The sequence below is a fragment of the Salinispora oceanensis genome, assembly GCF_000383575.1.
GTDB classification, from domain to species: domain Bacteria; phylum Actinomycetota; class Actinomycetes; order Mycobacteriales; family Micromonosporaceae; genus Micromonospora; species Micromonospora oceanensis.
In genome coordinates this window covers 5,163,641-5,187,606 of the sequence record NZ_KB911579.1, presented here as the reverse complement: position 1 = coordinate 5,187,606, position 23,966 = coordinate 5,163,641, and the positions used below count along the sequence as shown (strand labels likewise).

22 protein-coding genes are annotated in these 23,966 nt (G+C 68.6%); 12 read left to right on the top strand and 10 right to left on the bottom strand.

Annotated features, from left to right (window positions below):
• Positions 1-33: 33 nt before the first annotated feature.
• Positions 34-585 carry a DUF5872 domain-containing protein gene (locus SALPAC4_RS0123860; protein ID WP_018731835.1) on the bottom strand — a complete coding sequence of 184 codons (552 nt, stop codon included), beginning with the start codon at positions 583-585 and terminating at the stop codon, positions 34-36.
• Positions 586-803: 218 nt separating this feature from the next.
• On the opposite strand from SALPAC4_RS0123860, the gene SALPAC4_RS0123855 reads away from it, so the two are divergent.
• From SALPAC4_RS0123855 to SALPAC4_RS0123840, 4 genes are all read left to right on the top strand, one after another.
• Positions 804-2,747, top strand: coding sequence for a cellulase family glycosylhydrolase (locus tag SALPAC4_RS0123855; protein ID WP_019872520.1), 1,944 nt, complete (start codon positions 804-806; stop codon positions 2,745-2,747).
• Between the two features lie 238 nt (positions 2,748-2,985).
• The gene (locus SALPAC4_RS0123850; RefSeq protein WP_018731837.1) at positions 2,986-3,417 is read left to right on the top strand and encodes a type II toxin-antitoxin system Rv0910 family toxin; all 432 of its coding nucleotides are present in this window, start codon (positions 2,986-2,988) and stop codon (positions 3,415-3,417) included.
• Positions 3,418-3,560: 143 nt separating this feature from the next.
• Complete coding sequence (locus tag SALPAC4_RS0123845; protein WP_019872519.1) at positions 3,561-4,580, top strand: acyl-CoA dehydrogenase family protein; 1,020 nt, start codon at positions 3,561-3,563, stop codon at positions 4,578-4,580.
• Positions 4,561-5,703: an acyl-CoA dehydrogenase family protein gene (locus SALPAC4_RS0123840; protein ID WP_019872518.1), complete on the top strand. Its 1,143-nt coding sequence runs from the start codon at positions 4,561-4,563 to the stop codon at positions 5,701-5,703. Before SALPAC4_RS0123845 ends, SALPAC4_RS0123840 begins: the two co-directional genes overlap by 20 nt.
• 3 nt (positions 5,704-5,706) lie before the next feature.
• Here the strand turns inward: SALPAC4_RS0123840 and SALPAC4_RS0123835 are convergent, their stop codons facing one another.
• On the bottom strand, positions 5,707-6,537 hold the full coding sequence (locus tag SALPAC4_RS0123835; RefSeq protein ID WP_019872517.1) for a MaoC/PaaZ C-terminal domain-containing protein: 831 nt from the start codon (positions 6,535-6,537) through the stop codon (positions 5,707-5,709).
• Positions 6,537-8,210, bottom strand: coding sequence for a 3-oxosteroid 1-dehydrogenase (kstD, locus tag SALPAC4_RS0123830; RefSeq protein ID WP_019872516.1), 1,674 nt, complete (start codon positions 8,208-8,210; stop codon positions 6,537-6,539). Before kstD ends, SALPAC4_RS0123835 begins: the two co-directional genes overlap by 1 nt.
• A 109-nt stretch (positions 8,211-8,319) precedes the next feature.
• On the opposite strand from kstD, the gene SALPAC4_RS0123825 reads away from it, so the two are divergent.
• Positions 8,320-9,912, top strand: a complete 1,593-nt coding sequence (locus SALPAC4_RS0123825; protein ID WP_019872515.1) for an FAD-binding protein — start codon at positions 8,320-8,322, stop codon at positions 9,910-9,912.
• Between the two features lie 52 nt (positions 9,913-9,964).
• On the opposite strand, the gene SALPAC4_RS0123820 is transcribed toward SALPAC4_RS0123825, so the two are convergent.
• Genes SALPAC4_RS0123820 through SALPAC4_RS0123810 form a run of 3 tightly spaced genes read right to left on the bottom strand, consistent with a single transcriptional unit; the run spans position 9,965 to position 12,344 of the window.
• Positions 9,965-10,951, bottom strand: a complete 987-nt coding sequence (locus SALPAC4_RS0123820; RefSeq protein ID WP_019872514.1) for a ferredoxin--NADP reductase — start codon at positions 10,949-10,951, stop codon at positions 9,965-9,967.
• A complete protein-coding gene (locus SALPAC4_RS0123815; RefSeq protein ID WP_019872513.1) occupies positions 10,951-11,214 on the bottom strand; it encodes a hypothetical protein in 264 nt (87 codons plus the stop codon). The genes SALPAC4_RS0123820 and SALPAC4_RS0123815 overlap by 1 nt, the downstream gene beginning before the upstream one ends.
• On the bottom strand, positions 11,211-12,344 hold the full coding sequence (locus SALPAC4_RS0123810; protein ID WP_019872512.1) for a Rieske 2Fe-2S domain-containing protein: 1,134 nt from the start codon (positions 12,342-12,344) through the stop codon (positions 11,211-11,213). The genes SALPAC4_RS0123815 and SALPAC4_RS0123810 overlap by 4 nt, the downstream gene beginning before the upstream one ends.
• Positions 12,345-12,467: 123 nt before the next feature.
• Between SALPAC4_RS0123810 and hsaA the strand changes: the two genes are divergently transcribed.
• The 4 genes from hsaA to hsaB are packed head-to-tail and all read left to right on the top strand — an operon-like array spanning position 12,468 to position 15,949.
• A complete protein-coding gene (gene hsaA, locus SALPAC4_RS0123805; protein WP_019872511.1) occupies positions 12,468-13,640 on the top strand; it encodes a 3-hydroxy-9,10-secoandrosta-1,3,5(10)-triene-9,17-dione monooxygenase oxygenase subunit in 1,173 nt (390 codons plus the stop codon).
• Between the two features lie 7 nt (positions 13,641-13,647).
• Positions 13,648-14,499 (top strand): 4,5:9,10-diseco-3-hydroxy-5,9,17-trioxoandrosta-1(10),2-diene-4-oate hydrolase, encoded by an 852-nt coding sequence (gene hsaD, locus SALPAC4_RS0123800; RefSeq protein WP_019872510.1) that lies wholly within the window; start codon positions 13,648-13,650, stop codon positions 14,497-14,499.
• Positions 14,496-15,395 (top strand): iron-dependent extradiol dioxygenase HsaC, encoded by a 900-nt coding sequence (gene hsaC, locus SALPAC4_RS0123795; RefSeq protein WP_019872509.1) that lies wholly within the window; start codon positions 14,496-14,498, stop codon positions 15,393-15,395. Before hsaD ends, hsaC begins: the two co-directional genes overlap by 4 nt.
• The gene (gene hsaB / locus SALPAC4_RS0123790; RefSeq protein ID WP_019872508.1) at positions 15,392-15,949 is read left to right on the top strand and encodes a 3-hydroxy-9,10-secoandrosta-1,3,5(10)-triene-9,17-dione monooxygenase reductase subunit; all 558 of its coding nucleotides are present in this window, start codon (positions 15,392-15,394) and stop codon (positions 15,947-15,949) included. Before hsaC ends, hsaB begins: the two co-directional genes overlap by 4 nt.
• 16 nt (positions 15,950-15,965) lie before the next feature.
• Here hsaB and SALPAC4_RS0123785 read toward each other — a convergent pair whose 3' ends face one another.
• Complete coding sequence (locus SALPAC4_RS0123785; RefSeq protein ID WP_019872507.1) at positions 15,966-17,480, bottom strand: FadD3 family acyl-CoA ligase; 1,515 nt, start codon at positions 17,478-17,480, stop codon at positions 15,966-15,968.
• A 165-nt stretch (positions 17,481-17,645) separates the two neighbouring features.
• On the opposite strand from SALPAC4_RS0123785, the gene SALPAC4_RS0123780 reads away from it, so the two are divergent.
• Positions 17,646-18,683 (top strand): DUF3068 domain-containing protein, encoded by a 1,038-nt coding sequence (locus tag SALPAC4_RS0123780; protein ID WP_027645049.1) that lies wholly within the window; start codon positions 17,646-17,648, stop codon positions 18,681-18,683.
• Positions 18,684-18,739: 56 nt separating this feature from the next.
• Here SALPAC4_RS0123780 and SALPAC4_RS0123775 read toward each other — a convergent pair whose 3' ends face one another.
• From SALPAC4_RS0123775 to SALPAC4_RS0123765, 3 genes are all read right to left on the bottom strand, one after another.
• Positions 18,740-20,179, bottom strand: coding sequence for an MFS transporter (locus SALPAC4_RS0123775; protein WP_019872505.1), 1,440 nt, complete (start codon positions 20,177-20,179; stop codon positions 18,740-18,742).
• A 394-nt stretch (positions 20,180-20,573) separates the two neighbouring features.
• Positions 20,574-20,834, bottom strand: coding sequence for a hypothetical protein (locus tag SALPAC4_RS0123770; protein ID WP_027645048.1), 261 nt, complete (start codon positions 20,832-20,834; stop codon positions 20,574-20,576).
• A gap of 199 nt (positions 20,835-21,033) precedes the next feature.
• A complete protein-coding gene (locus tag SALPAC4_RS0123765) occupies positions 21,034-21,699 on the bottom strand; it encodes a TetR/AcrR family transcriptional regulator (protein WP_018588607.1) in 666 nt (221 codons plus the stop codon).
• Between the two features lie 104 nt (positions 21,700-21,803).
• On the opposite strand from SALPAC4_RS0123765, the gene SALPAC4_RS0123760 reads away from it, so the two are divergent.
• Together SALPAC4_RS0123760 and SALPAC4_RS0123755 are read left to right on the top strand one after the other, a co-directional pair.
• The gene (locus tag SALPAC4_RS0123760; protein WP_019872503.1) at positions 21,804-22,739 is read left to right on the top strand and encodes an SDR family NAD(P)-dependent oxidoreductase; all 936 of its coding nucleotides are present in this window, start codon (positions 21,804-21,806) and stop codon (positions 22,737-22,739) included.
• A 306-nt stretch (positions 22,740-23,045) separates the two neighbouring features.
• Positions 23,046-23,945, top strand: a complete 900-nt coding sequence (locus SALPAC4_RS0123755) for an SDR family NAD(P)-dependent oxidoreductase (RefSeq protein WP_019872502.1) — start codon at positions 23,046-23,048, stop codon at positions 23,943-23,945.
• Positions 23,946-23,966: the final 21 nt, after the last annotated feature.

The following is a 23,966-nucleotide window of genomic DNA, read 5'->3' as shown; positions in this document are numbered from 1 at the left end:
CACCTCCGTGGGTGGGCCCTGGTCCTGGGTGCCCTATCTGCGCGCCAGTTCCGCCTCGATTCGGCGGACCAGCGTCTTGCGGCTCTTGCCGGCGCGTTCACGCCGCAGCGCGGACCGGAGCTGGCGGGTATCGAGCCCGGTCAGCCGTTTCGCCGCGTCGGGGACCCGCAGGTCGAGTAGCCGGTCGACCGACGTGGTGTCGCGGCGGGTGCGGCTGGCCGGCCCGGTGTTGGCCACGTACTGCCGGCCGCTCCTCGACGCCTTACGCTTCTTGGCGTCGGTGGCGCGGCGTTCCTTCTCGGGGAGTTGCTTCCAGACGCGTTCGGGTAGGTAGCGCTTCGTCTCGCCGTCCTGGCGTGCCCGGGTGTCGCCCTCTCGGGTCTGCCACTTCTCCCGGCCCCACTGTCGCAGGGATCGCTGCCGTTCGTCTCGTGGCCCCTGGTAGCCTCCGCCCTGCTTCTCGTACTCCTTGACCAGCAGTTGTGACTTTCGGGCCGACCACTGTCCGGGCCGGGCGCCCTTGTCGGATGCCTTGATCTCGTCTTTGAGTCTTCTTCGCAGCTTCGGGTCGGTGTACCGCGCCATGCCCTCGGCTACCCGGTGCCGGCATACCCTACGCCCCGCATCGAGGTCGAGCGACTGGCCGGATACCCGCCTTAATCCGTTAAGCGGCGATTACGGAAAGTTTACCCTTCCGTTACGACGTCAGTCAGCTTAATCTATCTCTGGAAGCGCTCCCAACCGTCCCTCACCGCCACTAGGAGCTTCCCGTGCCTGTGAAATCAAGATTGCCGGCCGCCGCGGTGGCGGCCTGCGTAGCTGTCGGGCTGACGGCCGCCGCCCCGGCCGCGTTCGCCACCAGTGCACCCGAGCCGGAGGCGCAGGTCGTCTCGACCACACCGACAGCCGACTGGCTGCACACCGACGGCAACAAGATCGTGGACGAGGCGGGCAACCAGGTGTGGTTGACCGGCGCGAACTGGTTCGGCTACAACGCCACCGAACGGGTCTTCCACGGACTCTGGGCCGGCAACATCGAGACCATCACCCGGCAGATGGCCGAGCGCGGAATCAACATCGTACGGGTGCCGATCTCCACGGAGCTGCTGCTGGAGTGGAAGGCCGGTCAGACGGTGCTGCCGAACGTGAACCTGTCGGTCAACCCGGAGCTGGCCGGCCTGGACAATCTGCAGGTCTTCGACTACTGGCTCGCCCTCTGCGAGGAGTACGGGCTGAAGGTCATGCTCGATGTGCACAGTGCTGAGGCGGACAACTCCGGCCACTTTTATCCGATGTGGTACAAGGGGGAGATCACCCCGGAGCTGTTCTACCAGGGCTGGGAGTGGGTCGCCGATCGGTACCAGCACAACGACACCATCGTCGCGATGGACATCCAGAACGAGCCGCACGGCACCCCGAACAACCCGCCCCGAGCCAAGTGGGACGACACCAGCGACATCGACAACTTCAAACACGCCTGCGAGACGGCGGGCAATCGAATCCTCGCCATCAACCCGAACGTGTTGATTCTCTGCGAGGGCATCGAGGTCTACCCGCGCCCGGGGAAGAGCTGGGAATCACCCAACACCGACCCGGACCAGAGCCCCAACTACTACTACAACTGGTGGGGTGGCAACCTGCGGGGGGCGAAGGACCACCCGATCAACCTGGGCGCCCACCAGGATCAGTTGGTCTATTCGCCGCACGACTACGGGCCGCTGGTGCACGAGCAGCCGTGGTTCCAGAAGGACTTCGACAAGACCACCTTGACCAACGACGTGTGGCGACCCAACTGGCTCTACCTCCACGAGGAGGACACCGCGCCGCTGCTGGTCGGCGAGTGGGGTGGCCGGTTCGGGCAGGATGAACGGCAGGACAGGTGGCTCAAGGCCCTGCGGGACCTGATGGCCGAAGAGGGGATCCACCACACCTTCTGGTGCCTGAACCCGAACTCCGGCGACACCGGTGGCCTGCTGCAACACGACTGGCAGACCTGGGACGAGGTCAAGTACGAACAGGTGCTCAAGCCGGCGCTCTGGCAGTACAACGGCAAGTTCGTCAGCCTGGACCATCAGGTACGCCTCGGTGGCGAAGCCTCAACCACGGGCATCAGCCTCACCGAGCGCTACGCCGGCGGCGGGAACGACACTGTCGCGCCGACCGCACCGGGGCGTCCCGTGGCCAGTGACCTGACCTCCTCCACGGTCAACCTGACCTGGGACGCGTCCACAGACAACGTCGGAGTCGTCGGGTACGAGGTACGGAGCGCGACCGACGGCGGTCCGCCGAGCACGGTCGCCACCGTCGCCGGCACCACCTATCAGGTGACCAACCTCGCGGCCGAGACCGAATACACCTTTACCGTGCGGGCCCGGGACGCGGCCGGAAACGTCTCCACCGCCTCCCCGGCCCGTACCGTCACCACCCCACCGGGCGGTGGTGGGGGCGGCGACTGTACCGCCACGTACCTCGTGACGAACACGTGGTCGGGAGGTTTCCAGGGTGAGGTCACAGTGGCAAACACCGGTGCCGCCGCGATCGCGGGCTGGCGGGTCACCTGGACCGACCCGGGCGGGACGGTGATCAGCTCACTGTGGAACGGCAGGTGGACGGTCACCGATGGCGCGAATGTGGTGCTCAACGAGTCGTACAACGGTCAGTTGGCACCCGGGAGCAGCACCACCTTTGGCTTCACCGGCACCGGCACGGGCGCTACGCCGGTCGGGCTGACCTGCTCCGCGCCGTGACCGGAGTCGGCTACCTCGCCTGAAGGGAGCACTACGTAACTATTCTGCGTGATCGCGTGGTAGCCCGCGGGCGTCCACATTAAAGCTGGTCGAGGTCGTCCCTGCTCGTGCGGGGGCGACCATCGCATTCCGATTTGCTGGAGCTCGGTGAGCTCTGGTTCGTCGTAATGATCAAACCTGGTGGAATCAATGCCCCTGTTATAACCTGTTCTAGATTAATCTCGAAGAGGAGGTCACGATGGCTGCAGTGACGGTCGAGGCCGACGCGAAGGCGGATCCGACGCAGGTCTGGAAGCTCGTGGTGGCCCTGCCGAGGGTTGGCGAGTGGAACACGATGCACGAGGGTTTCGCCGGCGAGGTGCCGGAGACTCTCGGGGAGGGGACCACCTACCAGCAGCGGGTGAAGCTGATGGGCATGCCGGCCGAGATGGCCTGGCGGGTGACGAAGGCGGAGGCGCCGGGGCGCCTCGAGCAGGCGGGCGACGGCCCGATGGGGGTCAAGGCCAAGATGGTGATCGCGGTCGAGTCGAGCGGTGGGGGCTCGCACATCACCTACGGGATGGAGTTTGCCGGCCCGGCGCTGAAAGGCGCGATGGACGGCATGCTGCAGAAGCAGGCCACCACGGCGTGTCAGCAGGCGTTGGCGAAGCTCGTCGCGCTGCTGGACTGAGGTCGTTTCCGGGCCGGCCACGCTGTGGTTCCACGAATCCGCGGCCCTGGATCGCGGCGTGGCTGGTCTTGGTGTTCGTGCCCGCCCTGGTGATCAATTGAAGGTGCCTGTCGACCTGAATTGAAACGTGTTCTAATAGCAAAATGGGACCGAACTTTGAGCTCGACGATGCCCAGCAGTCGATCGTTCGTCTCGCCGGCGAGGTGCTGAGCGACAGCGAGGGCACGCCGGAGCGCTTGTGGAAGGCCCTCGGCCAGTCCGGCCTGCTCGGGCTCGCCGTGCCGGAGCGGTTGGGCGGCGCTGGACTGGGCGCGATGGCGATTGGCGTGCTCCTCACCGAGATCGGGCGGCACGCCGCCCGGGTTCCCGCCTGGTCCACGCTGTCGCTCGGCGTCCTCCCGGTGGCTCGCGCGGGCAGTCCCGAGCAGCAACGCGAGTTGCTGTCGGGTGTGCTCGAGGGTCGGGTTCTGACGGCTGCCCTGGGGACGCCGCTGCCGGTCACCGACGGTTGGCGGATCACCGGGGCCTGCGGTCCGGTTCCGGACGCGGACGCGGCCTACCGGGTTCTGGTCCCAGTGCGAGTACGCGGGGGCGGGCCGACAGTCGCCCTGGTCGATCCCGCTGCGCCGGGGGTGACGCTGCTGCGCACCCCGACCTCGGCCGGGACCGACGAGTTCATGTTGCGGCTCGAGGGCGCCGCGGCGGAGCCACTGGGCGATGCCGAGGTCGAGCTGCGGCGGTTCGCCGTCGCCGGAGCCTGTGCGCTCGGCGACGGCGCGCTGGCCGGTGCCTTACAGCTGACCGCCGACCACGTGCGAGACCGGCAGCAGTTCGGCCGCCCACTGGCCACGTTCCAGGCGGTCTCCCAGCAGATCGCCGATGTGTACGTCGCCGCTCGCACGATGCATCTGGCCGCGCTCGCCGCCAGTTGGAGTGCCGAGGTGGGCCAGGACGCCGACGGGTGGACCGGAGCGTACTGGCTGAGCAGCGTCGCCCAGCCGGCGCTGCGCACCTGCCATCACCTGCACGGGGGGATGGGGCTGGTCGTCGACTACCCGCTACACCGACATACCGCCCTGGTCCGGGACCTGGTCCGGCACCTTGGCGGCACCGAGTACTGCCTGCACCAACTGGGAGCCCAAGGTGTTCATCGACTTGACTGAGGAGCAGCACGCGCTGCGCGCGCGGCTGCGCATGTACCTCGCCGAGGTGTTGCCACCAGCGGAGCGCGCCATCCTGCTGCGCGAGCGGCACGGGGTGGTCTACCGCGAACTGATCCGTCGACTCGGCCGGGACGGCTGGCTGGGCCTGGGTTTCCCGACCCGGTTCGGCGGCGGTGGGCTCGGCCCGGTGGAACAGCAGATCTTTGTCAACGAAGCAGCCCGCGCCGACGTTCCACTGCCCGCGGTCACCCTGCAGACCGTGGCGCCGACGCTGCTCGCCCACGGCTCGCCCGAACAGCAGGAGTTCTTCCTGCCCCGCATTCTGGCCGGGGAGCTGCACTTCGCGATCGGCTACACCGAGCCTGAGGCCGGCACCGACCTCGCCGCGCTGCGCACCCGGGCGGTACGCGACGGGGACACGTACGTCGTGAACGGTCAGAAGACCTTCACCACCGGGGCGCACGAGGCGGACTACCTCTGGCTCGCCTGTCGCACCGACCCGGGCGCGTCCCGGCACCACGGCCTCTCCATCCTCATCGTGGATACGACCCACCCCGGCTATTCGTGGACGCCGATTATGACGTGCGATGGGGCGCACCACGTCAACGCGGTCTACCTGACTGATGTCCGGGTGCCGGTGGCCCGGCGAGTGGGTGCCGAGAACGACGGCTGGCAACTGCTGACCACACAGCTCAATCACGAGCGGGTGATGCTGGGCCCGGCCGGGCGGCTCGGTGCCCTCGGCGAACGGGTACACGACTGGGCGTACGCGAGGGGCCTGCTCGAAGCCCCGGATGTGCGACGCGTCCTCGCTCGCGTCGCCGCCTGCCGGCGCATCAACGAACTGCTGAACTGGTCGGTGACCGGGGACGAACCCAACGCGGCGGACGCCTCGGTCACCAAGGTCTTCTCGTCGGAGTGGCTGCTGCGGCTCAGCCAGGAGCTGGAGGAGGTCGTGTGGCGCCGTGGCGACCCCGGGGACCCGGCGACGGCAGAGCTGTTGACCTGGCTTGACGTCCAGACCAAGCGGAACCTCGTGCTGACGTTCGGCGGTGGGGTCAACGAGATCCAGCGGGAACTGATCGCGTCGGCAGGGCTCGGGTTGCCTCGCGTGCCGCGGTAGTCCTCAGCGGAGAGTGATGCTCACGTCGGAGAGGGCCGGGGCGTTGTCCCGGTCAGCGACCGAGGCGCACAGCACCAGCTGACCGTCTTCCCGCCAGACTTCGGTGCGCAGGGTTTCGCCAGGGAAGACAACGCCTGCGAAGCGGGCCTGGTAGCCGGCCACCCGATCCGGGTCGCCGTCGAGCAGGGTGTCGATCGCCGCCTTCGCCACGATTCCGTACGTGCAGAGCCCGTGCAGGATCGGCCGCGGGAACCCGGCGTGGGCGGCGAACGTCGGGTCGACGTGTAGCGGGTTGCGGTCGCCGCAGAGCCGGTACCAGAGGGCCTGCCGCGCATCGGTGGGGGAGAGCACCACCGCGTCGGGTGCCCGGTCGGGCACCGGAACCCGCGTGGTCGGCCCCCGTTCCCCGCCGAATCCACCCGCGCCCTTGACGAAGATGCTGATCCGACTGGTGAACAGCTCGGTGCTGGTCTCGGTCACGATGACCGCCGCGCTGCCCTTGTCATACACGGCGGCGATCCGCGAGCGGGCCGCGCAGCTGCCCTTCGCCGGGATCGGCTGGTGTAGTTCGAGCTCCTGCCGACCGTGAACAACCTGGGCCAGATCGATGTCGATGCCGGGCATGGTCAACGTGGGCGGCTCGGTGTCCCGCAGGGTGGTGGCCACCGTGGCGAAGGTGGGCAGGACCCCACGCAGCGCGCCCTCGTAGACGTAGGACAACTCGTCGGGGCCAGCACCGACGGCCAGGTGGTACAGCAGCACGTCGGTGCTGTCCCAGCTCAGGTCGCGGCCGGGAAGTTCGGCGCCGACGGCGACAGCGGGGTCGATGGGCATCAGTCCTCCAGGAGGGGGGTGGGGGTGGTGGCCGTCGTGGCCAGGTCGAGCGCGGCCAGGTAGCCGAAGACGAGGGCCGGGCCGAGGGTCGCACCGGCACCGGCGTAGCTGCGCCCCATCACCGAGGCGCTGACGTTGCCCGCTGCGTACAGCGCGGGCACGACCGTGCCGTCCGGGCGCAGCACCCGGGCCCGTTCATCGGTCCGCAGGCCGCCCTTGGTGCCCAGGTCACCGGGGACCATGCGGAACGCGTAGAACGGGGGCCGGGCGACGGCGCCCAGGCACGGGTTGGGCCGGTGCCGCGGGTCGCCGTAGTAGCGGTCGTAGGCCGAGTCCCCGCGGTGGAAGTCGTCGTCCCGACCGCGCTGCGCGAACTCGTTGAACCGGCGCACGGTACCGGTCAACGCGGCGGCGGGCACTCCGATCTGGTTGGCCAGGTCGTCCAGGCTGTCGGCGCGGTAAGCCGCCCCCGAGGTGAACCAGCGCCGTGGTAGGGGGGAGCGTGGTGCCCGGCCACCGAACAGGTAGCGGTCCCGGTAGGTTTGGTCGGCCACCAGCCACGCCGGTTGGTCGACCCCCGGACTGAGCATGGCGTGCACGGCGTCCACGTAGGGGGCCGCTTCGTTGACGAAGCGCCGGCCGTTGGCATCAACCATGAGGCAGCCGGGCTGGTTGCGCTCGGCGAGGCAGAAAAAGGGCCCGCCGGGGAGCGGAATCGACGGCCCCCACCAGGCCTCGTCCATCAGGTCGAGGGCGGCCCCGAGCCGTCCGCCCGCCTCGATGCCGTCACCCGTGTTGCCGGCCGCGCCAGTGGTCCACTCCGTGCCGATTCCCGCCTGGTACTTCTGGCGCATCGACTGGTTGCGCTCAAACCCGCCGCTTGCCAGCACCACACCTCGTCGGGCGTGGAACAGCACCGGGGCGCCGGCCTGCTGGGCAGTAACCCCGGTGACCCGGCCCCGTTCGAGGAGCAGGTCGGTCATCGGCGTGTTGAGCCGGACCGGGACGCCGGCGTTGCGTAGGCCGGCGCGGAGCCCGGCGGCGAGCGCCTGGCCCATGGTGAGCAGCTGCCGCCGCCGGATCCGGGCGGCCAGGCCGCGGGCGGCGAGCCGGACCCCGGTTCGGATCGCCCGCGGATGTCGGAGGCCCAGCGACAGCCATCGGTAGTCGACCTGGGTGACCGCCACCCCCTCCGGCACTGCCTGGTAAGGCGCGGCCAGTGTCGCGAGATCAGCTCGGACCAACCGGGTGTCGAGCAGGAGCGGCTCGATGCTGCGCCCGCCCGGAAGCCCACCGGGAGCCTCCGGGTAGTAGTCCGGATAGCCGGGCACCCAGGCGAAGTCGAGTGGGGTGTGGTCGCGGACGAAGCTGACCACCTCCGGTGCGGCGGCGAGGAACGCGTTCTGTCGGGCCGTGGTGGCGTCTGGTCCGGCGACGTACGCCAGGTAGGTGCGTGCATCTTCGGCTCGGTCGGCGACCCCGGCCCGGGCCAGGACCTCGTTGCCGGGAAGCCAGAGCCCGCCGCCAGAGCGGGCGGTGGAACCGCCGTATGTCTCGGCCTTCTCCAGCACGACCACGCTCAGCCCCCGGTGCGCCGCAGTGAGTGCCGCGACCATGCCGGCGCCGCCGCTGCCGACGACGACTACATCGAATTCTCGCTCCGGTATCGACACGAGAACAGGTTATAGTTTTATCCGGCTCGCCACCACCGGTCGGGGACGGTGTCCGCCTCGTGATCGGCGCAGCCCACCACATTGACCTGCGGAACACTACGGAGGCGCGGTGACCGAGGAGTGGGACCAGACGGCCGACGTCGTGGTGGTCGGCTTCGGCGCGGCCGGGGCCTGTGCCGCGGTCGAGGCGGCCGACGCGGGAGCGCGCGTCCTGGTGCTCGACCGGTTCTCCGGCGGCGGCACCACCGCGTTGTCCGGTGGGGTGATCTATGCCGGCGGCGGCACCCGGCAGCAGCGCGCGGCCGGAGTCACCGACACCCCCCAGGCGATGCTGGACTACCTGCGCGAGGAGGTCGGCGACACCGTCTCTCCCGCGACCCTGCGCCGGTTCTGCGAGCAGAGCGCCGACACGATCGACTGGTTGGCCGGCCTCGGCGTGCCCTTCGAGGCGAGTCTCTGTCCATACAAGACCTCCTACCCGACCGATCGCCACTACCTGTACTACTCCGGAAGTGAGCAGTCCCTCGCGCACCGGGCGCCACCAGCGCCACGCGGCCACCGAGTGCACGCCCGCGGCACCTCCGGCCGGCTGTTCGCGGCCCGGCTCGCCGCTGCCACCCGCGACCACGGTGTCGAGCTGCTCGCGCAGACCCGGGCCGAGCAGCTCGTCACCGGCGCCGACGGCCGAATAGCCGGGGTCGAGTGCCGGACCCTGCGCGGTGCCCCCCGATGGGTCCGGCTCGCCCATCGTCTCCTGCACCGATACTCGGTCCGGCCGGGTGTCTACCTGCCGGCCCTGGGACGCGCGCTGCACCGGCCCGTCGCCTGGCTGGAGCGGCGGTACGGCCGTCGGTTGCGGGTCCGGGCGGCCGGCGGTGTCGTGCTATGTGCCGGCGGGTTCGTCTTTGACCGCGACATGCTTCGGGCCCACGCGCCGGAGTACCGCGGTGGGCTGCGGCTGGGCACGCCCGGTGACGACGGCTCCGGGATCCGGCTCGGCGTGGCGGCCGGCGCGGCCACCGCCCACCTCAACCGGATGAGCATCTGGCGATTCCTGGCCCCGCCCGCGGCGATGCTCGGCGGCCTGCTTGTTGACCGGGATGGGCGACGGATCTGCGACGAGTCCCGCTATGGCGCGGCCATCGGCGAGGCGATCGTGCGCGCGCCGGGTGCGCGGGCCTGGCTGCTGCTCGACGGCGCCCTGCGCGCTGAGTGCCGCCGGCAGCTGCGGGCCCAGACGCTGTGGTTCCAGCGCGTGCAGGCGCGGTGGCTGCTGACGTTCGGCCAGGTCACCGCGGCGACGCCAGCGGCGGTCGCCCGCCGCGCCGGAGTGAATCCCGAGCAGCTCGTCGACACCCTCACGGCCTATCAGTCGGCTGGCCCCGATCCGGCCGGCAAACCCGCCGACCAGGTTCGGCCCCTGGCCGTTCCGCCGTACTCGCTGGTCGATTTCTCGGTGCGGGCCCGGCTCTTCGCGCCCGCACCGATGCTCACCCTCGGTGGCCTCCGGGTGGACGAGGAGACCGGGCAGGCCCTGGGCGCTGACGGCGCGGGTGTACCCGGCCTGTACGCCGCCGGCCGTACCGCGGTCGGTATCTGCTCCCGTAGCTACGTCAGTGGGCTGTCGTTAGCAGACTGTGTCTTCTCGGGCCGGCGGGCGGGCCGAAGTGCCGCGATCCGGGGCCAGGAGAGCGGCGGCTGACGGCCGGGCACGCCAACCGCCGCGCGGGACCACGGCGGCGGTTGGCCACCGGTCAGTAGTAGGTCACCGACACCTCGTCGCTCCGGGCGACGGCCTGGCAGGTGAGGATGTAGCCCGCGGCGAAGTCTTCCTCATCCAGGATCTCGTTGTGCGCGAGGTCGACCTGACCGTCCAGCAGTCGGCAGGCGCAGGCGCCGCATTGGCCCTGGCGGCAGGAGAACGGTGCGTTCAGCCCGGCCGCGATCAGCACGTCCAGCAGGCGGGCGCCGGCCGGCCAGGGTAGTCGGTGGGTCTGACCGTCGAGTTCAACCTCGAGGGTGGCGTCGCGGTCGTCGGCCGAGCGCCGTTCGACCTCGAAGCGTTCGACCCTGATGCGGTCCGCCGGCACGCCAGCGCACCGTAGCGTCTCCTGGGCTACCACGACGAAGGGCGCCGGACCGCAGACGTAGCTCTCCCAGCCGGCATAAGGGCTGATCAGGGTCGCCAGCGTGGCGGGATCTGGGGTGCCGCGTTCGCTGTCCAGCCAGTGGGTCACGCTCAGTCGGTCACCGTGTAGCTCGCTCAGCGTGGCCAGCTCGGTGGCGAAGATGATCGAGTGCTGGTCGCGGTTCGCGTACACCAGGGCAAGCCGGCCACGGCCGGCCGCGAGTACGGACTTGATGATGGACATCACCGGGGTGATGCCGCTGCCTCCGGCGAGCAGAAGTAGGTTGTCGTCGAGCGAGTCGGGGGTGAACGAGCCGGCCGGCGGCATGAGCTCCAGGTTGGCTCCGGCGCGGATGTCGTCGCAGATCCAGTTCGATGCCGGCCCGCCGGGTACGCGTTTGACGGTGATCTTCAGGTCGGTCTCGGTCTGCGGAGAGCTGGACAGCGAGTAGCAGCGGGCCACGGTTCCCTGGCCGTGCGGCACGCGGACCGTGAGGTACTGGCCGGGGCGGTAGGCGAACTCGGTGGCCAGCTCCGGTGGCACCCGCAGGACCAGGGAGTGGGCATCGGGCGTCTCTTCGATCACATCGGTGACGCGCAGCCGGTGGTACATCACGCCACCCCCAGGCTTCCGGTACGCACCGCGTGCTGAATGCTCGTGCGCAGGTCGGGGCAGGTCGGCACCGGTGCGGGTCGTTGTTCGTCGCTGGTCAGCGCGGGACATTGGCGGGCGGCGCGGGTGCTCCACTGCACGCTGGTCTGCTGCGGGCTCGATTTGCGGACCCGGACCTGGGCGGCGCAGCGGGCGCAGGAGAGCTCCACATAGCCCCCGACCAGATACTCCTGCCGCTCGGTCGGCGGGTCGGTGCGGTTCATGACGCGGAATCGGCTTGTCGGTCGAGGTTGGCAGCAACCTCGGCGGTCCAAGTCTCGACAGCCCTGCTGGTGTCGACCTCGAACTCGTAGCGGGCCACCATGTCTTCGGTGACCTCTTCCACGTCCACGTAGAACTGCTCGTACCAGCGGCGGAGCTGGTACACCGGGCCGTCTTCGGCGCAGAGGAGCGGATTGTCAACCCGGCTCTTGTGCTTCCAGATCTCGACGTCCTGCTGGAAGCCGACCCCGATCCCGGCTGCGAACTTCGCTGCCGCCTTGTCGGCCTGCGCGGCGGTGAGGCCAGGTAGCTGTTTGACGATGATGCCCCACTGCAACATGAACGAGTTGGCCGAGATGGGGTAGTGGCAGTTGATCAGTACGGACTCCACCTCGATGCCGTGGTAGTCGTTGAAGAGGTAGTCGATCATGTAGGAGGGGCCGTAGTAGGCGGCCTCCGAGCGGAGGGTCGCATCCCCGGACTGCCGCGTGGCGGTCGGTACGTCCGGCCGGGGTCGAGTTTGCAGGTACTGCGCGGCGACCTGGCCCTCGAACACGTTCTTGAAGAACGTCGGGAACGCGAAGTGGATGTAGAAGAAGTGCGCCATGTCGACCACGTTGTCGATGACCTCGCGGCAGTTGGCGCCGTCGATCCGAATGGAGTCCCAGGTCCAGCTGGTCCACTCGGGGGAGAAGGCGGCGTCGATGCGGGGGATCGCCGCGGACGGCGGCGGCGGGGCACCCTGCGGGTCGTTCCAGATGAACAGCTGGCGGTTCTCCTCGCAGGTGGGCCAGGAGCGGGTACGGGCGCGGGGCGGAACTCGATGGGCGTACGGCACCGCGGTGCAGCGACCGTCCCCGCGCCAGCGCCAGTCGTGGAACGGGCAGGCGATCTCGTCGCCCTTGATAGCGCCCATCGTCAGATCGCCGCCCATGTGGCGGCAGTACCCGTCGAGCACGTGCAGGGTGCCGGTCGAGTCGGCGAAAACCACGAGTTTGGTGCCGAACGCCTCCACGGCGTGCGGTTTGCCGTCGCGGAACGAGTCGGCCAGTCCCAGGCAGTGCCAGCCGCGGGCAAACCTGGTGGGCAGAACCCCGCTGTCGATCGTGCGTACTGCCTCGACGTTGGTCATGTCGCTCCTCAGTTGTGATGGAACGTGTTACAGGTCCTACTGCTCGCATAGTAGCCGTCAAGTAGAACGTGTTCTATTATAGGGATCGTCACGTTCGTCAGCCAAGCCACCGGAGGGGATCTCATGGAGGGCGCCGAACTGGTCGCACGGGGGGTGCGGGAGCTGTTACCCGTCCTGCGGGAGGCGGCCCAGGAGACAGAGGACCGCCGAACGCTCTCCGCCGAGCACCTCAAATCACTGGCCTCCACCGGCTTCTTCCGGCTGCTGCAGCCGGCCTGGTGCGGCGGGCTCGAGGCCGACCCGACGGCCTTCTTCAGCTGCGTTCGCGACATCGCCAGTGCCTGCGGGTCGACCGGCTGGGTCGCATCGGTGATCGGGGTGCACAACTGGCAGCTGGCCCTTTTCCCGGAACGGGCCCAGCAGGACGTCTGGGGCGCTGACCCCAGCACCCTGATGTCCTCCTCCTACGCCCCCACCGGCAAGATCCAAGAAGTCGACGGGGGCTACCGGGTGAGTGGACGGTGGAGCTTCTCGTCCGGATGCGACCACGCCAACTGGGTCCTGCTCGGTGGCATCGTGCCCGGGCAGGACGACAGCCCCGCCGACTTCCGCACGTTCCTGCTCCCCGCGACCGACTACACGATCGAGGATGTCTGGCACACGATCGGTCTGCGGGGCACCGGTAGCAACGACATCGTCGTCTCCGACGCGTTCGTCCCGGCCTATCGGTCGCTCAGCTTCGGCGATACCGCTCGGTGCGTCTGCCCCGGCCAGGAGCGCAACTCCGGACCGCTCTACCGCATCCCGTACGGCTCGATCTTTCCGTACACGATCACTGCCCCAATCATCGGGATGGCGACTGGGATGTACGAGGCCCACGTGAACCACATGCGGGAGCGGGTCCGCGCCGCCTACGCCGGGGTACGGGCCGCCGAGGACCCCTACTCGCAGGTGCGGGTCGCCCGGGCGGCTGCCGACGTGGACGCGGCCTGGCTCACCCTCACCGCCGACATGAGCGAGCTGATGGGACTGGTCACGGCGGGGGAGAAGCTGCCGATGCGGCTGCGCCTGCGGGCGCGTCGCAACCAGGTTCGGGGCACCGAGCTGGCGATCCAGGCCGCGGACCGGCTCTTCGAGAACTCCGGTGGTCGGGCGATCTACACGAGCCACCCGATCCAGCGCTTCTGGCGCGACGCGCACGCCGGCCGGGTGCACGCCATCAACGACCCCGAACGTGCCCTGTCCATGTACGGCAGCGGCGAGTTCGGGCTGTCCATCGCGGACGCGATGGTGTGAGGACGCCATGACGACCAGCACAATCATCGAGGCCACCGCCGCCGGGCTGCATTACCACCGGGCCGGACCGGCGGGCGTACGCCCGGTCGTGCTGCTGCACGGCGGCGGGCCCGGCGCCTCGGCATGGAGTAACTTCAGGCGGACGGTCCCGGTCTTCGCCGAGCGATTCGACACCCTCGCCGTTGACCAACCGGGATACGGCGGGTCCGAGAGTTGCCCGAGTGGCCGGCAGTACTTCACGCACTCGGCTGACCGGCTCGCGGCCCTGCTCGACGAGGTGGGCCTGGACCGGGTCGACTTCATCGGCAACTCGCTCGGCGGTGGCACCGCGGTCCGGTTCGCCCTGCGCTACCCGGAGCGGGCCGGCCGGCTGCTGCTGATGGGGCCCGGCGGGCTCAGCCTCAACGTCTTCGCCTCCGACCCGACCGAGGGGGTCAAGCGGCTGACCGCGTTCGGCGCCCCACCCGGCCCCAGTCGGGAGAAGCTGGCGGAGTTCCTGCGCACGCTCGTCTTCGACCAGTCCTTCGTCACCGACGAGCTGATCGATGAACGGATGCGCGCCGCGACCGACCCGGACACCCTGCGCGGCATGCGTGCGCTGGGCGCCTCGTTCACCGACCCGGGTCTCTACGAGGAGGGTCTGCTCTGGCGCGACGCCCACCGGCTGCGCAACGAGGTCCTGCTGGTCTGGGGTCGGGAGGACCGGGTCAACCCGCTCGACGGGGCGCTGGTCGCGCTCAAGCTGATCCGCCGCTGCCGGCTGCACGTCTTCGGTGGCTGCGGACACTGGGCACACCTGGAGAAGTTCGACGAGTTCAATCGCCTCGCCTTCGATTTCCTGGAAGGGAACCGCCCGTGAGTATCATTCGATCCCTCGGCTATCTCCGGGTCGAAGCCACCGACGTTCCCGCCTGGCGGGAGTTCGGCGTCAAGGTGCTCGGCATGACCGAGGGCCGTGGCCCCGACCCGGAGGCCGCCTATCTTCGTATGGACGACCTACCCGCTCGGATCGTGGTGGTACCCGGCGAGCGGGACCGGTTGGCCGCCAGCGGTTGGGAGCTGGCTGATCCCGCCGCGCTCGATCAGTTGACCGGCGTCCTCGAGGGGGCCGGCACCGTGATCAAGACGGCCGAGGCGGACGAACTGGCCAACCGGCGGGTGGCGCAGATGATCAGCGTTGACGACCCCTCCGGCAACCGCCTGGAGTTCTACTGCGGGGCCGAGCTCGACAGCCGCCCAGCACACAGCCCGTACGGCACCCGCTTCGTCACCGGCGCGCAGGGCATGGGGCATGTGGTGCTGCCGACCTTCGACGACGCCGCCGGGCTACGTTTCTGGACTGAGGTGCTCGGCTTCCGGCTGCGCGACTCGATGCGACTGCATCCGGAGGCCATCGGCCTGCCGCCCAGCGACAAGCCACTCTGGATGCGCTTCCTCGGCTGCAACCCGCGACACCACAGCGTCGCCCTGGCCCCGATCCCAGCCCCCAGCGGCCTGGTCCACCTGATGATCGAGACCGAGACGATCGATGACGTCGGCCGGGCCCTGGACCGTGGCACCCGAAGCCAGACCCCGATGGTCGCGACCCTGGGCCGGCACGCCAACGACGGCATGATCTCGTTCTATCTGCGCACACCGAGTGGGTTCGACATCGAGTACGGCACCGACGGCGACACCGTGGACGATCGCACCTGGATCGCTCGTCAGACGACCGCACACAGCGTGTGGGGTCACCAGTTCCAGCGAGTCGGGTGACGACCGCAGCCGTGGTGGACACCCAGCAGTTTCGGCGGGTGTTCGGCCACTTCTGTACCGGCGTGACTGTCATCACGACGCTCGACGACGAAGGCCCGGCGGGGTTCGCCTGCCAGGCCTTCGCCCCACTGTCGCTGGACCCACCGCTCCTGTTGTTCTGCCCGCAGGCGGGCTCCACCACCTGGCGTCGGATCCGTGCCACCGGGGTGTTCGGTGTCAACGTGTTGGCGGAGGCGCACGGGCCGATGTCCCGGGTCTTCGGGGCATCGGGGGCGGACAAGTTCGCCGACGTCGCCTGGGCTCCCTCCCCGACCGGGATGCCGATCCTTACCGGAGCGTTGACCTGGGCCGACTGCCGGGTGGAGGCCGTGCACCCGGGCGGCGACCACGCGATCGTGGTGGGCCGGGTAACCGCGCTCGGCGAGTGCCGCGACGACGGCCCACTGCTGTTTTTCAAGGGCCGCTACTGCGCCGTCGCGCCGATGCCCTCCGGTGAGCCGCCCGAGGTGGTCGACACGCTACTGGCATGGCCCCGGCACACCGACTGGATCTAGTGCCCCTCGGCAGCCGTCAACTCTCCGCGCGGAGCAGATACTTGAGAATCTTGCCCGAGGCGTTGTGCGGCAGCTCGGACCGGATCTCCACCGATCGCGGCACCTTGTAGTTGGCGAGTCGGCTCCGGCAGAACTCGATCACCTCAGCCGCGCTGACCGAGTGACCCGGGCGGCAGATCAGGTAGGCCTTGCCGACCTCGCCGAGCCGTGGGTCCGGCACGCCGATCACCGCGGACTCGGCTACTCCCGGAAGCTGCGCGAGCGCCCGTTCGACCTCAGCCGGATACACATTGAAGCCACCACAGACGTACATGTCCTTGAGCCGGTCGGTGATGGTCAGGTAGCCGCGCTCGTCGAGGTGGCCGATGTCGCCGGTGTGCAGCCACCCCTCGGCGTCGATCGCGGCCGCGGTGGCGGCCGGGTCGTCGAGGTAGCCGAGCATCGTGTTCGGTCCCCGCAGCAACACCTCGCCGCCCGGGTCGGCGATGCGGACCTCAAATCCGGCCGCTGCGCGTCCGGAGGTCTGCGCCACGGTCTGCGCGTCGTCGCCCGGCCGGCACATCGTGGCGACCACCGCCTCGGTCAGCCCGTACGCGGTGAGCACGTCCGCGCCGAGCTCCGTGCGGATCTGATCGACGAGGGCCGGTGGCACGGTGGCCGCTCCGGTCACGGCCAGGCGCAGGCTGGACAGGTCGAAGCGCCGAGCGTCGGGATGACCGATCAGGCTGGTGTAGAGGGTGGGTGGCCCGGGTAGGACGGTGATCCGCTGGTCTGCGATCAGGGCCATCGCCTGGGGTACGTCGAAGACCGCCTGCGGCACGATCGCGGTTCCGCTGACCAGACAGGCGAGGATGCCGGCCTTCAGGCCGAAGCTGTGAAAGAAAGGGTTGATCACGAGGTAGCGGTCGTCGGGAGTCAGCCCCGCAATGTCGGCCCAGGCGGCAGCGACGGCCACCGACTGCCGGTGCGCGCTCATCACGCCCTTGCTGCGACCGGTGGTGCCCGAGGTGAACAGGATGTCGCTCAGGTCGTCGGAATTGACCGCGGCGGCGCGCGCGTCGGCCTCCAGCGCGGGAATCGACCCGCCCCGGGATACGAACTCCTCCCAACCGGAGGGCACCCGCACGACCAGGCGGGGGAGCTGTTTGCCCTCCGCCCTCGCGGCGGCTCGCAGCGCGGCGAGTCGGTCGGTGCCGAGGAACGGGTCCACCACGACGAGTCCGCTGGCACCGCTTCGATGGATCACGTCGAGCGCCTCGATCCCGGTGAACCGGGTGTTGACCGGCACCAGGGTGAGGCCCGCGAAGCTCGCGCCGAGGGCGGCCAGCACCCACTGCGTCGAATTCGGTGCCCAGAGTGCGAGCCGGTCGCCCGGGCGTAGCCCCGCGGCGATCAGGGCCTGTGCCGCGCGCCGCACCTCGGCGAGGAGCTCCGCGTAGCTCAGCTGCGCTACGCCGGGCTCCACCAGGGCCGGCGCCGAGCTGAACTCACGCGCCGCCCGGCGCAGGGCCGCTGGGATTGACGGCATCATCGGGACCTCCCGGCACGACGTAGACCAAGCAAGTGCTTGGTTAGCCTACGTGGGGGTGGATATCGGCGCCAGTAGATGACGGTACGGCGAAAGACGTGTTGCCGAGGGGTTTCCTTGCTGGGTCAGTGGCAGTAGATTAGAACAAGTTTCACCTCAAGGGAGGGTGTGCTGATGCGACAGAAAATCGGCGCGGCTCTTTTCGGTCTGGGGCTACTCTGTGTTGTCGCAGCCGTGGGCCTGGTATGGCTGATCGTGCCGGCGCTCAAGCAGGTGCCCTACGATGTGACGCCGCCGGACATCGTGGTTGTCGCGCCATCAGCCACCTTCGTCAGCGCCCGGACGCTGTCCGGTGGTGACCCGGCGGTGACCGTCGAGACCGGCACTCTGCGTTCGGCCACCGGCATCAAGCCAGACAACGAGACCGCCGCAGAGCTCACCGGCAGCCTTGCGGATGAAACCCTGATCTGGAACGTGTATCAAGCCACTGACTGGGTTGATCGTGACCTGCCGGTCGAACGGTCCGAGAGCCGTATCGCCCTCGACCGGGTCTCCGGCGCCGCCGCCGAGTGGGAAGGCCAGTGCTACAACGACGTAGCGGCCGAGGAACTGGGTACCACCGGGTGTAAGGCGGGGAACATCGCGTACACCGGGCAGTTGTACCTGTTCCCCTTCGATACGAAGAAGCAGACCTACCAGTACTTCGACAGCACCCTGCAGCAGTCGTTGCCGATGCCGTACCAGGGTGTGGAGGAGATCGCTGGCCTGGAGACGTACCGCTTCGAGCAGACCATCCCGCAGCGGGGCCTCGACATGGACGAGGAGACGTTGACCCAGCTGCTTGGCTTCCTGGCACCGGAGGCGACAACCGCAACGATGAGCTACCGCGCCTCCCGCACGCTCTGGGTGGAGCCGATGACCGGTGGCATTCTGGGCTACCGCGACCAGCAGCACCACGAGTTGGTCCCAGACGTCGGGCCACCGGTGGTCATCTTCAACGCCACCTTCCAGTACGACGACGCCACCGCCGACGCGGTGATCGAACAGGCCAAAGATGGTCGGGCGCAGTTGCTTCTGTTCGGTCGCTACCTGCCGATCGGCATCCTGGTGGTGGGGTTCCTCGCCGCCGGGGCCGGATTCGTGCTCGCGCGTCGGCGACGGCCCTGGGGGCCCGGACCAGCAACGGCCCCGCACGTGGACTCCTGAGCTCCGCGACGGCAGCAGCTGAACGAAGTTCACCACGCTCTGCGCTACCGGCTGGTCTACGCTGCGCGCTTCCGATCGTCGCGGCGCTCGCCGATGATGTCGACGAGGCAGACGAGGAGGGCGGCGACGATGATGCCGATCTCCACGGCGAGTGCGTATCGAAGTGCGATCGACCAGCGTCCGTCGTTGGCGGCCACCGCCGCGAGCAGGGTCGCGGTGATCATCGCCAGCCCCACCGCGGCTCCCATTTGTCGCGTGGTCCGATACATGCCGGCGGCGCTGCCGGCGTCGGGCTTGGGTACCGGGGCCAGCGCCAGGGTGTTGTTCGGTGTGATGACGAGGCCGCTGCCGATTCCGGCGAGGAAGAGCGGGAACACCGTCGCGGCCGAGAAGGCGCCCCCCTGCAAGCCGGTGAGAGCGGTCATGATGGCGAGGCTCACCAGGACGATGATGAGTCCGATGACCAGCAGGGCACGGCCAAGCCGGCCAACGTAGCGTCCGCCGAGCACGGCGCCGAGGGTGGAGCCCACCGCGAGCGGTGCGAGCGTCAGGCCGGTGTTCAGTGGACTGGTGCCGAGCCCGTACTGCAGGTGGAAGCTGAAGATCAGCGGTAGGGAGACGAAGCCGGCGTAGAAGAGGAACCCGAGCAGCAGCCCCAGGCGGTACGGCCGGTGGGTGAACAGGCGAAAGTCAAAGACCGGCGGGTGGCGCCGGATGGTGGAGGTTTCCCAGGACCGGAAGGCGACGAGGACACCGAGCCCGGCTGGCACCAGCAGCCACGGTAGCCACCCCATCCACTGTTGCCATTGCAGCGCGGGCAGGATCACCAACATGATCCCGAGGGCGAGCAGCAGCGTCCCGACCAGGTCGTGGCGACGGTCGGCCTGGGGGCGAAGCGGCCTTTTCGGAAAGAAGCGCCAGATGAGTATTGCCGCCATGATCCCGATCGGGACGTTGATCAGAAAGACGAGCCGCCAGCCATGGTCCGTTCCGCCCCCGGCGATGACCAGGCCGCCGATCAGTGGACCGACGGCGGTGGCCGCGTTGGAGGTGGCACCGACCGCGCCGAAGGGGCGTCCGCGCTCCGCGGGGGGGAATAGTCGCTCCACGAGGGCGGTGATCTGGGGTGCGAGGACGCCCGCCGCCGCGCCCTGGAGGAGCCGGGCGATCACCAGCACCGTGCCGGAGTTGGCCAGTCCTGCCAACGTGCTGGCTCCGACGAACATGGCCAGGCCGATGAGCATGGCCTGACGCCGGCCTTTGGCGTCGCCGAGTCTCCCAGCGGGGACGAGGGCGAGCGCGAACATCAGTGAGTAGCCGGAGACAACCCACTGGAGAACGTTGTCGTCGGTGCCGAGCGCCTCGTCGATGGAGGGCAACATCACGGTGATGGCACCGATGTCGATCCAGCTGATGAACGAGACGACCAGCGCGATGTTGAGGACTCGCCAGGGTCGGGTGTGCGCGATCCCTACCGGCGCTTCCCACCGTGACATCCTTACCGCCTGGTCCTGGGGCAGCGGTGTGCTGGGTACGAGCCCGCCGATGTTGTCCAGTCACCTGATACAAGATCGACTGTTCCGACCGGGGATTACTGGGTAGCGGTGTCCCGCTGTCCGGCCGACACCGACGCGGTGTTCGCCAGCCGGGGTGTCATTTGGGACTCGGGCCTCGCGTCCGGCGGGGTCGGGGCAAGGTTGGCGGTCGTCGTCGTCGTCGGCGGCGGCGGCGGGGGCGGCGGCGGGGGCGGCGGCACGCGCGGATTCGCTACCGATGCTGCCGTCTGTGGTTGGCGCCAGGACGTTCGTCCGTGCGTTGCGGATCGGTCAGGCTGACGGTGGCCCGAGGGCCACCGTCAGCGGCCGGACCTGCCGCCCCCTTCCGCCCCACTCAGGCCGGCTGGGCGGTCAACGTGCCGCGCAGGTCGGCGGCCAGGGACCCTTCCTCGGTTCGGGCGCAGTGGGTGCCGCAGTAGAAGCGGCCGGAGACCTCGATGCCATGGCCCACGATCCTGACCTGGCAGTGCTCGCAGTTCATGGCGAGCTTGTGGTTGGCGCACTCGAGGCTGTCGAAGGTGTGCACGTCGCCGTTCGCCATGTGCACCTGAAATGGCATCTTGTAGTCGTTACCGCAGACATCACACCTAGCCATATCAAACCCCTCAAATAGGATACGTGAGGAAAGTGTCGAACACCGGCTGCGGGCCGGCAACCGGAATCGGCAAACCGCCAGGGGTCACGCCCGGCGCGTCACCTGTTCGGGCGGTGGTGGCCGGCACCGGCGACTTGTCACACGGTGCCACCGCCGAGTGTCCGGCCGGAAGGCGGCCGGACGGGTCGGGCCACTGGTGTCAGCTGCGGGGGAGTGTGCCCAGCAGTGTGGCGGTCAGGCTCAGTTTGAGGGAGTCTTTCAGGTCCAGGTGGAAATGGGCTAGATCGGGTTCGGCTAGGTATGCCGCCTGCAGGCTGGGTGGGGGCGTGCTGTAGGCCGTCAGTGCGCCGGCCATCACCATGGTCTGCAGACAGAACAGTGTTGCGTTCTCGCCGAGCTCGGGCAGGTGCTTTTGGAGCAGTGTGGTCATGGTGGTCATCCGCGCTAGGGCGGCGTGCTTGTACCGGGTCACGACCTCGACCGAGACGTTGTGTTCCAGCACGCTGCCCTGTGCGCCGAACAGGCCACACATGACCACCCGTGTGGCGAGTGAGTCGCTGAGGATCTCGGCCACCGCGGCAGCCCGCCCGGTCATCGGTTGATTCTCATCGACGCCGAGGGCCAGGTCGCGGTCCAGGGCGGTCAGCCATTCCTGCAGGAAGTGGTCCAGCAGTTCCAGCAGGACGGCCTCGCGGGACTCGAAGTAGCGCAGCACGTTCGGCTTTGCCAGGCCTACCCGGCGGCTGAGCTCGTTGAGGGTGATCTCGGCCAGCGGCATCTCGTTGAGCATGGCCGTCGTCGTGTCGAGGATCGCGCGGCGGCGGATCTCGCGTTGCTCTGCGGTTCGTGCTCGCTGGAAGGTCACGGCTGTCAGCCTTTCTCGAAGTGCCTGCCGGGTTGACAACGTACCGTTGGTAGCTTAACTTTGAGAAGACAAGATACCTTCGGTATTTTATTTGGAGTCCGGTCGTGACCGAGAAATGGACGACGGCGAACATTCCGGATCAGCGCGGGCGGGTGGCCGTGGTGACCGGGGCGAACACCGGTCTGGGATTCGAGACCGCCAAGGCACTGGCCGAGCGTGGGGCGTCGGTGGTGCTCGCGGTGCGCGACGTCGCGAAGGGCGAGCAGGCCGCGGCCTGTATGACCGGCGACGTCAGTGTGCTGGCGCTGGACCTGACCTCGCTCGACTCGGTCCGTACCGCCGCGGTGGCGCTGCGGTCCCGGCTCGACCGCCTCGACCTGCTGATCAACAACGCCGGTGTGATGTACACCCCGAAGCAGACCACCCGCGACGGCTTCGAGATGCAGTTTGGCACCAACCATCTTGGACACTTCGCGTTCACTGGGCTGCTGCTGGACCTGATACTGCCGGTGCCTGGCTCGCGTGTGGTGACTGTCAGCAGCGTCGGCCACCGCATCCGGGCCGCGATCCACTTCGATGACCTGCAGTGGGAGCGATCGTACAGCCGGGTCGGCGCCTACGGCCAGTCCAAGCTGGCCAACTTGATGTTTACCTACGAGCTGCAGCGCCGGCTCGCAGCGCACGGCACGACCGTCGCGCTGGCCGCGCATCCCGGCGGGTCCAACACCGAGCTCGGCCGTAACCTGCCTGCGGCACTGCGGCTCCCGTTCGCTCTGCTCGCGCCGCTGTTGGCCCAGTCGGCGGCGATGGGCGCGTTGCCTACCCTGCGCGCCGCCACCGACCCGGCTGTGCTCGGCGGCCAGTACTACGGTCCCGGCGGGCGCAACGAGGTTATGGGCCACCCCCGGCTGGTCACCTCCAGTCCAGCGTCGTACGACCTGGCCGTGCAGCAGCGGCTGTGGGATGTTTCCGAGAACCTGACCGGGGTGACGTTCCCGGTTGTCGGATTCGAGCGGAACTTGCCCCCGTCACGTCAATGATCGCGCAGTGACCCGGCCCTACTCCCTGGCTGGAAGCCTCGACAGGCGCCATCCGCCACTGTGGCCCGTCCGGTGATCCACCGATAGCCCCAGCCTCACGTCCTCGGCGGGAGATGACGCACGTCACCGGCCGGTAGTCACACCAGCGGACAGTTCGGCGTGATCCGACCATGACAGCGGTCAGGCCGCATACATGGAACACCACGACCGAAGTGTACCCAGAGAAAGGGTAGAACCATGCCAAAAAACGTCAGATGGCTCGACCAGCAGACCCGAAACAAAAATCTGGCCGGGAGAGTTTACATTGTGACCGGCGCCAACTCCGGCGTCGGTCTGGAGACGACCCGTCAGATCATCAAACAGGGCGGTCACGTGGTCATGGGTTGCCGCCGCGTCGACGTCGCCCAGACCGTCGCTAATGGTTTCGCCGGTTTGGCCGGCAGTCATGACATCATCCGGCTCGACCTGGCCGACCTCGCCTCCGTTCGCGAGTTCGTCGCGGCGTTCCTGCGCAATTATGACCGGCTCGACGGCTTGGCCGGCAACGCCGGCATGGTTAACATGCAAGGTGACCTCGTGCTTACCAAGGACGGCTTCGAGCAGACCATCGGCATCAGCTACTTTGGCCACTTCCTGCTCACCGAACTACTCCTGGAAATCCTCAAGGCCACCCCCGGCTCCCGGATCGTCCTGCTGTCCTCGGTCGTGCACGCAGGCAGCCGGCGCAGCCGACCCAGAGTGCACCTGGACGACCTGACCTACAGAAGCCGCAGTTTCAGCAACTTCGCCGCCTACGCCGAGGCCAAGGTCGCCAACATCCTTTACATGGCCGAACTCGCTAGACGCCTGGAAGACACCGGAGTGAGCACCGCGTCGGTGCACCCCGGGTGGGCCCGCTCCAACTTCGGCTCCGGTGGCGGCCTCGGCATGCGGATAGCCATGAGCCTGATGAGGCCGCTCATCCGCTTCGTATCCAACAGCAACGAGGAATCTGCCCAGACCAGCCTGCACTGCCTGCTCTCCGACGACGCCCCGAAGCACTCCGGCGCCTACTTCAGCCAGCAGAGCGTGCTCTACCGCGACCGCGAATGCCGCAAGGGAGGCTGGCCCATGCAATCACCCAACCCACACGCACGCGACATGGACATCGCGAAGCAGCTCGTCAACCTCAGCTACGATCTCGTCGGACTCAACAGGACGCGATGATGCGATCCGAGCCCGCACAAT

Coding starts and splice junctions, on each gene's coding strand:
- SALPAC4_RS0123860 (WP_018731835.1), bottom strand. CDS start 585: ATGGCGCGGTACACCGACCCGAAGCTGCGAAGAAGACTCAAAGACGAG.
- SALPAC4_RS0123850 (WP_018731837.1), top strand. CDS start 2,986: ATGGCTGCAGTGACGGTCGAGGCCGACGCGAAGGCGGATCCGACGCAG.
- SALPAC4_RS0123845 (WP_019872519.1), top strand. CDS start 3,561: ATGGGACCGAACTTTGAGCTCGACGATGCCCAGCAGTCGATCGTTCGT.
- SALPAC4_RS0123835 (WP_019872517.1), bottom strand. CDS start 6,537: ATGCCCATCGACCCCGCTGTCGCCGTCGGCGCCGAACTTCCCGGCCGC.
- SALPAC4_RS0123820 (WP_019872514.1), bottom strand. CDS start 10,951: ATGTACCACCGGCTGCGCGTCACCGATGTGATCGAAGAGACGCCCGAT.
- SALPAC4_RS0123815 (WP_019872513.1), bottom strand. CDS start 11,214: ATGAACCGCACCGACCCGCCGACCGAGCGGCAGGAGTATCTGGTCGGG.
- SALPAC4_RS0123810 (WP_019872512.1), bottom strand. CDS start 12,344: ATGACCAACGTCGAGGCAGTACGCACGATCGACAGCGGGGTTCTGCCC.
- hsaA (WP_019872511.1), top strand. CDS start 12,468: ATGGAGGGCGCCGAACTGGTCGCACGGGGGGTGCGGGAGCTGTTACCC.
- hsaD (WP_019872510.1), top strand. CDS start 13,648: ATGACGACCAGCACAATCATCGAGGCCACCGCCGCCGGGCTGCATTAC.
- SALPAC4_RS0123785 (WP_019872507.1), bottom strand. CDS start 17,480: ATGATGCCGTCAATCCCAGCGGCCCTGCGCCGGGCGGCGCGTGAGTTC.
- SALPAC4_RS0123775 (WP_019872505.1), bottom strand. CDS start 20,179: ATGTCACGGTGGGAAGCGCCGGTAGGGATCGCGCACACCCGACCCTGG.
- SALPAC4_RS0123770 (WP_027645048.1), bottom strand. CDS start 20,834: ATGGCTAGGTGTGATGTCTGCGGTAACGACTACAAGATGCCATTTCAG.